Here is an 8456-nt window from a genome sequence, read left to right as displayed (position 1 = left end):
GGCTCACTCCTACAGTGGATTTTGCAGTGCTCACGAATGTTGTGGCGGGCGCAAAACCTGTAGGAGTGAGCCTGCTCGCGATGGCGCCAGCCCAGTCAACAAAGAACCCGAGACGACCGCCAGCGACCAGACAACACAAAACCCATGGCGAGAGGTTTAGCGATACGTCGCACCGTCCCGATGGGCCGCGAATCGGCCCCAAACCCCAAACTCACCTACTCCAACCCAAGCCCCGCACGCCCCATCGAATTCAGACGCTCCACCGGAAAACGCTCCACCCACGCCCGCTCATAATCCTCCCGCGGAAAATCATCCGGCGACGCCCCCTGCTCAAACGCCCTGAACACATCCCGCGCATAGCGCAGATTCTTCGCACACATCGGCGCCGCCGGCACGTACATCACGTTGCCCCAGCCCTGCTGATTCTCCACCGGCGCGACGCTATGGATCACATCGCAATGCCACCAAACCGAATCGCCGGCCTGCACATCCGGAATCGGACTTAGCCCCTCGATCAGCAGCGGATGCCATTGCCGCGATACCGGCAGCACCTTGCCCGGCGCCACCCCACACAACTCGTCTTCGGGCACGTCATCGAGCAGCGGCCGCAGCAGCAGGTACGCCATCGCCGTGGGGATCGGCAGGGTGTGCAGCACGCCTTGATCGGCCTGCATGTCCGACAGCGCAGTCCAGCCCTGAAACGTGCGAAACGCCGAACACTTCACCGTGTCCTTGTAGGCGTATTCATCCACCTCGGTACGAAACGCCGCATCCCACGGGTCGTAGGCCGCGAAGTCGTTGCTGTAGATTTTGTCGAAGACCTTCAAATACGCCGGATGCAGCCAGCGCTCCAGCGCCCCGGAATCGGTGTGCGGGCCAAGGCCTTTCGAGTGCGTGCCCGGCGGACGCCGACGTACCCGATCCGGATACAGCGCGTTGATGTCCGGATTGAACCAGTCCTGACCGTGCGAATGAGTCTTCCACAACCGATTGAGAAACGCCTGCGCCGTGCCCATCCGCTCATGCTGGCGCAACTGCATTTGCGCCGCCGACCAATAGATCGGAAAAATCTCCGGCCGCGACGCCTCAAGATTGCCGAAAAACTGGTCGGCCGGCCCACGGTAAAACGCATCGAACCGGTTCTTGTCGAGGTAATCCAGTAACCCCTGGTCCCACTGCAACACCTGCTCGCGGGGGAAGTGATTGCGGATCACCACGCAACCGCGACGCTTGATCAACGCCAGTTGCTCGGCAGTCACTGTGCCAGCGGCGATGTCAGCGAACTCCAGCACCGGCCAGCCCGACCCGGTCTGCGCCTCCTGGGCTTTGATCGACGCAATCTCGCCGGCAATAAACTCACTGACCTCGGCAAACAGCCCCTGCACATCGCCGATCTGCGCGCGCAAGGTGCGTTTCATTTTGACGATACTTTCGCGGTAATTCTCCGGAAGCGTTGCGCTCTCGAATGCCTGGTATTTGCTCATCGGGGGACCTGCAGACCTTGTTGTTGGTGCAGGTATGGGACCACTTCCGATGGTGTCGGCGGCAGCCTGATTTGCCGCGTCAAGTAATACGATTGTGGCGTTGTAGCGGCGCGCTGCTTACTGAAAGTGATGACCGTGCTGACGACGAAACTCCGAAGGCGTCAGCCCCTTCAACGCCTTGAACTGCCGATTGAACAGCGCCAGCGACGAGTACCCTACTTCGTCGGCAATCAGCGAAACCGTCGTATTCCCCTGCATCAACAACGCACAGGCGTGTCCGACTCTTAGCCGTACGATGTAGTCCAACGCCGTGCAGCGCGTATGACGGCGGAACATCCGATGGAACGCCGACACACTGACGCACGCCATCTCGGCCAACGCTGGAATGCTGATGGCCTGGGCGTAGTGACCATGCAAATAATCCAGAACCCGGTGGATGCGCGGGTCTTCAACAATCTGGCTGCCAGCCTGCGAGTCCGACGCAGAGAGGATTCGCCTGGCATCGACGTCCCGCGTCAGTTTGCTCAACACGGTCAACAGCGCGATCAAACGCTCGGCCGGCTCCTGCTCAACCATCGCCTCGATCAGCGGCCGAATCTCCCGCGACGCTGCCGCACTGAAACTCAACGCCTGCCGCGCCGCCACAAGTAATTGCCGCAGCGACCCCATCTCCGGAAACAACGTCACCAGCGACTCCGCCCACGCCGCCGAAAACCAGATCACCAACGCCACATGCGGTTGCCCGGCGTCGACCCGCTCCGCCGACGACCAGCTATGCGGCACATTCGGCCCGACCAGAATCAGATCGCCGTCATCGTAAGCCGCGACGTCATTGCCGATATAGCGATGGCCACGACTGTTCAAGGTCAGCGTCAGTTCGTACTCGGGGTGGTGGTGCCACTCAAACGGAATTGCCCCTGGCAGGCGCCGGTTCAGCAGCGTCCAGGAGGCAGTGGCTTCGCTGGGGATTTTTTCGAAACTGGGTTTCATGGTGGACGATTCTGCTCTGTGGCGTGGGAGGCACGCCCCGATCGTATCACTCTGTTTACAACGGCAACGGTCGATCCTGCACCACGCGCTTCATCACCAGCGTCGAGGTCAGCCGCTGCACATTCGGCAAAGTCGAAAGGCACTCGTCATACAGGCGCTGAAACGCTGGCAAATCCTGAGCGATGACGTGCAGCAAATAATCCGGTTCGCCGAACAACCGTTGCGCATCCACCACCTGCGGAATCTCCACCAGCGCCGCCTCGAACGCCTCCACCGCTTGCCGGTCGCCTTCGCGCAACGTGGCGAAGACCATCGCGGAAAAGTTCAGGCCCAGCGCGGCGGGGTCGAGTTTTGCCCGGTAGCCGAGCAGCACCCCGGACTCTTCCAGCGCCCGCACGCGGCGGTGGCAGGGTGAAAGGCTCAGGCCCACGCGATCGGCCAGTTCGGTGACCGACAGCCGACCATCCTTTTGCAGCTCAGCAAGAATCTTCCGATCAGTTCTGTCCACGCAATAAAACCTTCTAATCTGATGCGCCATGACGACCATCTTTGGAAAAATATTCTAGCCGAGTTTGCTTATTCTCCCTCAACCAAAAACTGCCGCACCGCTGCAACCGGCGCGGCACTTGATTGATGGAAAACCAACATGAGCAAAGCAACGCCACGTCAACGGCCATGGGTGACGCCATGACCTTCAGCGTATTCGCCGCTTTCTGGGCGGTATCGATTCTGTTTGTGATCACCCCCGGCGCCGACTGGGCCTACGCGATTTCCGCAGGCTTGAAGCACCGCGTCGTACTCCCCGCCGTGGGCGGTCTGCTGTCCGGGCACTTACTCGCGACGCTGATTGTGGCGGCCGGGGTAGGCACGCTGATCGCCGGACATCCGCTGGCCCTGACAGCACTGACCGTAGCCGGCGCCGGTTACCTGCTGTGGCTGGGCGCCAATCTGTTCGCCCGCCCTTCCACTCCGCACGCCGCAGCGAGCCAGACCAGCGACTCATGGGCGCGCTGGGCCTTGAAGGGTCTTTGCGTGAGCGGGCTCAACCCGAAAGTGTTCTTGCTGTTTCTCGCCCTGTTGCCGCAATTCACCGACGCCGGCGCGCCGTGGCCCGTGCCGCTGCAAATGGTCGCGCTCGGCCTGGTGCATACCGCCAGTTGCGCGGTGATCTATCTGCTGGTCGGGTTTGGCTCACAGGTGGTACTGCGCGCCCGGCCTGCAGCGGCACGCAGGGTCAGTCGAGTTTCAGGGCTGATCATGATTGCGATTGCGCTGGGGCTGCTGATCGAACAGCTGCACGCCTGATTCTTCCTCCTGACGAGATCTGCCAATGACCGAACACACCTCACCCTACGACACCACTGCCCTAACCAAGCCGGCAACACGCCTGCGCATCCCGCAGCTCAAACAGATGAAAGTCGAAGGGCGCAAATGGGCGATGCTGACCGCGTACGACATGTACAGCGCAGTAATTTTCGAGGACGCCGGCATTCCCGTCCTGCTGGTCGGCGACTCAGCGTCCAACAACGTGTTTGGCAACGACTCGACCTTGGCCGTGACCGTCGACGAACTGCTCCCGCTGGTGCGCGCCGTCACCCGATCAACCCGGCGGGCCTTGGTCATCGCCGACCTGCCCTTCGGCTCGTACCAGGTTTCACCCGAACAATGCCTGCAAACCGCCGTGCGTTTCATGAAGGAGGCTGGCGCCCATGCGGTGAAGATCGAGGGCGGTGTCGAATTGCTGCCACACATCGCCAAGCTCAGCGTCTCGGGCATCCCGGTCATGGCCCACATCGGTTTCACCCCGCAGATGGAACATCAATTGGGCGGCTATCGTGTACAAGGTCGGGGCGAAGACGGGCAGCGCCTGATCGACAGCGCCAAAGCGCTGGAAGCCGCCGGCGCGTTCGCCCTGCTGATCGAAATGGTGCCCGGCGACGTTGGCGCAGCGATCACTCAAGCGGTGGCGATCCCCACTGTGGGCATCGGCGCCGGCAATCAGTGCGACGCGCAAGTGCTGGTCTGGCAAGACATGGCCGGCCTGCGCCAGGGACGTCTGCCGCGCTTCGTCAAACAGTACGCCGACCTGCGCAGCGTCCTGCAAACGGCGGCCAGAGACTTCGCCGACGACGTACAGGCCGGCACCTTCCCCGGCCCCGAACACACCTTTTAACCAACCGCCAGCAGCAGGAGGCCCCCATGCAAACCCCGAGACAACGCGCCGCCGAAGGCCTCAAGGTGGGCGACCGCTTCAACGTCGTCCGCCGTTTCACACCCGACGACGTCCATCACTTCGCGCAACTGTCCCGCGACTACAACCCCGTCCACTGCGACGCGCACTATGCGCAACTGCGAGCATTCAAAGCGCCGATCACCCACGGCCTGCTCACGGCCAGCCTGATGACCGAAATCGGCGGCCAGATCGGCTGGCTCGCCACCGGCATGAACCTCCAGTTCAAGCGCCCCGTCTATCCCGGCGAAACCATCACCTGCCACTGGCTCATCACCAGCATCGACGAGCGAGGCCACGCAACAGCCGAAGTCAGCGTCTTCAACGAACAACACATCACCGTGCTCGAAGCTATCACCACCGGCGTCCTGCCCGGCGCGCCAGAACGCGAATACATGAAACACATGCTGGCCGAGGGCGACCCTACCAATGGCGCGCGATGACGCGTTTAAACAGAGTTGTTTATATGACACCCGGTGTTACGTCCCCAAGGCTACAACGCCTTGCGCCATTGCCTACGACTACGCCAGAATCCGCCGGCTTGTGCGCCTAGAGTGCGGGTTCTATCGTGGGTCGGTCGCTGATAAAGCAGCGATCGGGTTTGGTAGCCCGGTTTCACACATGGCGCAAAACGTCACCTTACGCAGATGCCTTCTGGCGCCTGTGTTTTATGGTGGCCATGCGCAGGGCGCTTTCGAGCGCGCCGGTTTTTCCATGTGTGCCGGTCTACCAACCTTCGTAATGGCCACCACCCTCGTTTGGTAGCGAATGTGATGGTTCCCTTAGCCACATATGGAGCGTCACTATGTTCAAAGTCACACCAAACCCGCCCGAAACCGAAACGGTCTCCCCCTACGAATCCCCCGATTCCCGAAAACTTAGCGAAGCCGCCGAACGCGCCCTCGACCACTATCTGAACCCCGCCAGCCAAATCATGGCCACGCCCTACACACCCAACGCCATGTTCCTCGCCAACCCAAAAATCGCCACCGAGGAATTGCTGGCGAACGCCAGTGAATCATTGGGTTCGGCGACGGTGATGTTGGGGGATGTCGCGGCGCTGGTTGAGGGGCCGATTCGCAAGACGCTGCTGGGCATTGCGCAGGTGGTGATGCTCGGGGAATTGGCGGTGAATCAGGCGTTGGATAATGTTGTGCCGATGGCATAACGAACGCTCTCTCCATGGCGGCGTTAAATAGGCCGCCACGGAGGGACTAACCAGAAACAGGAACGCGTTAGGCATCTGCCTTCAGGACGAACCGATAGGCGAATTCTCAGATTCCCAACACCTCGCTCCGAAAGCTCAAGATCGCCCTGCTATGGTTTGCAGCCTGCCTCTATGCCAGACTTCGACTGCCGTTACTTCTACAAGGATGTTCAAGATGTCGGGCAAACCTGCCGCTCGTATTACCGATCCCACGTCCTGCCCACTACCAGGGCATGGAGTCAATCCAATAGCCTCCGGGTCTCCTGACGTTTTCTTCGATGGCTTGGCTGCCGCCCGACAAACTGTAAGAGCGCATGTGGGAGCGCAATTGTCGGAAACGTCGCCTCCACGGTTCTCATCAATGGCTTGCCCGCAGCAACCTTGGGTAGCACGGGAGCCCATGGCAACAATGTCATCAGTGGCTCCGGTACTGTAATCATTGGCAACTCACATACTCCCGCGCCGTTTACGCCTCCACTGCCGTTAGTCCTGCCTAATACCTTTGGTCAATCATTCAGCGTGCTCAACAGCGAGACCGGTGAGCCATTGGCACTCAGGGATTTTGTAGCAACCGTCGACGGGGTAAAAGTCACGGGCGTCACGGATGCAAATGGAGTTGCTCACGTGAAGGCGCCATCGAAAGACTCAAAAATCTCTCTGCACGTCATATTTAATGCTCCGGCAAGAACACTCGACGAACTGTCGGAGGGGCAATAATGGCTGACAATTTCTCAACGAAAGCGACCGCTCAAAAAATCAAACCTGGCGAGTTCATGTGCCCCATCCCGGTAAAAGTCGATGATCGTGCGGCGACACGCGAAGCGATCATTCAAAGCTTTCGAAAGGCAGGTGGCGTCTTTACCGAACGCTCTAGCTGGGGTGCGGCCAAGGCCAAACCTGACATGGAAAAGGATTGGGACTATTCAATGATTGCTCTGCACCATGCCGGGCGCTCATACGAATGCACTCCAGGCGGAAGCAAGCAGATGAAAGGCGTTCAATCCCACCACATGGGTAACGGCTTTGACGATATCGGCTACCACTATGGAATCGCATGCGACGGAACGGTTCTAGAAGGCCGTGACATCAGGTTTCTAGGGTCGAACGTTCACCTGTTCAACACAGGCGTGATCGGAATAGTGCTTCTGGAAAACCTGACTACTGCAGAGGAAGGCGGAGACATCGTTGCGAAAGGCAGGGAAACCCTGGAGTACTTCGGGGTTAGCACAACAAATGTCATACCTGCGGCACAGATTGACTCGTTACTGCGATTGATCAAAGTGCTTAAAGACGTTTTTCTGATCAAGAATTTTGGCGGCCACCGGGAGTACCCCGGCCAAGTGAGTGAAGGGAAAATCTGCCCCGGCAACATTGGCATGGAGCTTGTCAGAAACATCCGCACCAAGACCGGACTTCTCCCACCACCGAAGCCAGGCGCGGAATGAAATATTTTATATTTGCAGGATTGGTCTCGCTTTTAATCATCCTGAACGTGGGCTTCTATAACGAAGTATTTGATGGTGAGGTCAATCGAGTTTTCTTCATTAAGAAGGAGCCAACGTTGCGTGTAAAATTTACAAACATCCATGCAAATGACGGGAATTATCGTCGAGTAGAAAAACTCACGAACGAGCAAAGGCAGGACATCATTGACTATTGCAAATACAGATTAGGTATTGACACAAAAGTGTCAACACAAGCTGAAATTGAAATGTGCGCAAAGAGATAAAACAAGACAAGCCGAATAACTGGATGTTCATTCAACCTGTTCAGGAAGCAAATCAGCGCTCGATCTGATTTTTGATTCCATCAATGGTATTTTCGGCCAATGAATCTATATCGCGGCTTCGTTTACCTGACATTACTTCTCTGCGCTGGCTGTGTAAAAACAGCCAACATCCCGCCCGCCGACCTTACTTTATCGTCTTTCGAATTAGGACCGAATAATCTTTTTACTGTGAAATTCACTTCAACAGTAGATTTGGCTAGCGCATTCAATGATTTCGAGAACTCTAATCAGCTCACGCCAACGCTGATCTGCTCACTAGACGGCGATATGGATTTTTCGTCCAAGCATTCAATCAATATAAAGGCTGAAGGCCTGGTGAATGCGAGCAGCCAAACCAGACCAAATTACACTTTCACCTCAGAGCTTGTTTTCTACAACGCTAGACCCTACGGGACGCAACTCGATCTGAATGATTACGAAGCCGTCCGACCGCTACTAGCCAATAAAGCTTTCATACCCTGCAAGGTACGCATTACCGCGTATGGATATAAAACCTATTACACAAAGTCATTGATCATTCCAACCACGAAAATGACAGAACAGATATTTAAGAAGCCTTAGATAAAACCTAAGCAAGAACAACCTGAAGTATCTGACTGCTGCTGGATATACCTGGGGGTTATTGGTCGAAAGGAAACCTGCCTCCAGTGGCTCAATCTCCCGTCACAAACCTGTCACCCCCAACCTGCTAACCTCCCCTGCGCCTCCTCCCCACTTACTTAAGAGCCCCAACAAAAGGTGCCCCAAGGTGTACTC

At 57.7% G+C, this 8456-nt stretch carries 9 protein-coding genes and 1 pseudogene; 7 read left to right on the top strand and 3 right to left on the bottom strand.

Annotated elements, in window-relative coordinates; genetic code table 11:
* Positions 1–215: 215 nt before the first annotated feature.
* The 3 genes from QMX91_RS26425 to QMX91_RS26415 all read right to left on the bottom strand — a co-directional run bounded on the left by QMX91_RS26425 (position 216) and on the right by QMX91_RS26415 (position 2982).
* A complete protein-coding gene (locus tag QMX91_RS26425; protein WP_134786168.1) occupies positions 216–1484 on the bottom strand; it encodes a DUF1479 domain-containing protein in 1269 nt (422 codons plus the stop codon).
* Between the two features lie 117 nt (positions 1485–1601).
* Entirely contained in the window at positions 1602–2474 is an 873-nt protein-coding gene (locus QMX91_RS26420) for an AraC family transcriptional regulator (protein ID WP_282413608.1), read from the bottom strand.
* A 55-nt stretch (positions 2475–2529) separates the two neighbouring features.
* Positions 2530–2982, bottom strand: coding sequence for an Lrp/AsnC family transcriptional regulator (locus QMX91_RS26415; RefSeq protein ID WP_045122414.1), 453 nt, complete (start codon positions 2980–2982; stop codon positions 2530–2532).
* 179 nt (positions 2983–3161) lie between these two features.
* Between QMX91_RS26415 and QMX91_RS26410 the strand changes: the two genes are divergently transcribed.
* The 7 genes and pseudogenes from QMX91_RS26410 to QMX91_RS26375 all read left to right on the top strand — a co-directional run bounded on the left by QMX91_RS26410 (position 3162) and on the right by QMX91_RS26375 (position 8261).
* On the top strand, positions 3162–3779 hold the full coding sequence (locus QMX91_RS26410) for a LysE family translocator (protein WP_098968506.1): 618 nt from the start codon (positions 3162–3164) through the stop codon (positions 3777–3779).
* Positions 3780–3804: 25 nt separating this feature from the next.
* Positions 3805–4647 (top strand): 3-methyl-2-oxobutanoate hydroxymethyltransferase, encoded by an 843-nt coding sequence (gene panB / locus QMX91_RS26405; protein ID WP_003224363.1) that lies wholly within the window; start codon positions 3805–3807, stop codon positions 4645–4647.
* A 26-nt stretch (positions 4648–4673) separates the two neighbouring features.
* A complete protein-coding gene (locus QMX91_RS26400; RefSeq protein ID WP_098968367.1) occupies positions 4674–5147 on the top strand; it encodes a MaoC family dehydratase in 474 nt (157 codons plus the stop codon).
* 362 nt (positions 5148–5509) lie between these two features.
* The gene (locus QMX91_RS26395; protein ID WP_123588099.1) at positions 5510–5872 is read left to right on the top strand and encodes a hypothetical protein; all 363 of its coding nucleotides are present in this window, start codon (positions 5510–5512) and stop codon (positions 5870–5872) included.
* Positions 5873–6086: 214 nt separating this feature from the next.
* A pseudogene (locus QMX91_RS26390) lies at positions 6087–6628 on the top strand (PAAR domain-containing protein).
* Positions 6628–7356 (top strand): peptidoglycan recognition family protein, encoded by a 729-nt coding sequence (locus tag QMX91_RS26385; RefSeq protein WP_098968363.1) that lies wholly within the window; start codon positions 6628–6630, stop codon positions 7354–7356. Before QMX91_RS26390 ends, QMX91_RS26385 begins: the two are co-directional and overlap by 1 nt.
* A 383-nt stretch (positions 7357–7739) precedes the next feature.
* On the top strand, positions 7740–8261 hold the full coding sequence (locus tag QMX91_RS26375) for a hypothetical protein (protein WP_098968361.1): 522 nt from the start codon (positions 7740–7742) through the stop codon (positions 8259–8261).
* Positions 8262–8456 lie beyond the last annotated feature (195 nt).

Source organism: Pseudomonas sp. PS01299 (assembly GCF_029960145.1).
GTDB classification, from domain to species: Bacteria; Pseudomonadota; Gammaproteobacteria; order Pseudomonadales; family Pseudomonadaceae; genus Aquipseudomonas; species Aquipseudomonas putida_A.
The sequence above is the reverse complement of the archived record's forward strand: the minus strand, read 5'-3'. Positions and strand labels throughout refer to the sequence as shown.

Coding starts and splice junctions, on each gene's coding strand:
- QMX91_RS26425 (WP_134786168.1), bottom strand. CDS start 1,484: ATGAGCAAATACCAGGCATTCGAGAGCGCAACGCTTCCGGAGAATTAC.
- QMX91_RS26420 (WP_282413608.1), bottom strand. CDS start 2,474: ATGAAACCCAGTTTCGAAAAAATCCCCAGCGAAGCCACTGCCTCCTGG.
- QMX91_RS26410 (WP_098968506.1), top strand. CDS start 3,162: ATGACCTTCAGCGTATTCGCCGCTTTCTGGGCGGTATCGATTCTGTTT.
- panB (WP_003224363.1), top strand. CDS start 3,805: ATGACCGAACACACCTCACCCTACGACACCACTGCCCTAACCAAGCCG.
- QMX91_RS26400 (WP_098968367.1), top strand. CDS start 4,674: ATGCAAACCCCGAGACAACGCGCCGCCGAAGGCCTCAAGGTGGGCGAC.
- QMX91_RS26395 (WP_123588099.1), top strand. CDS start 5,510: ATGTTCAAAGTCACACCAAACCCGCCCGAAACCGAAACGGTCTCCCCC.
- QMX91_RS26385 (WP_098968363.1), top strand. CDS start 6,628: ATGGCTGACAATTTCTCAACGAAAGCGACCGCTCAAAAAATCAAACCT.
- QMX91_RS26375 (WP_098968361.1), top strand. CDS start 7,740: ATGAATCTATATCGCGGCTTCGTTTACCTGACATTACTTCTCTGCGCT.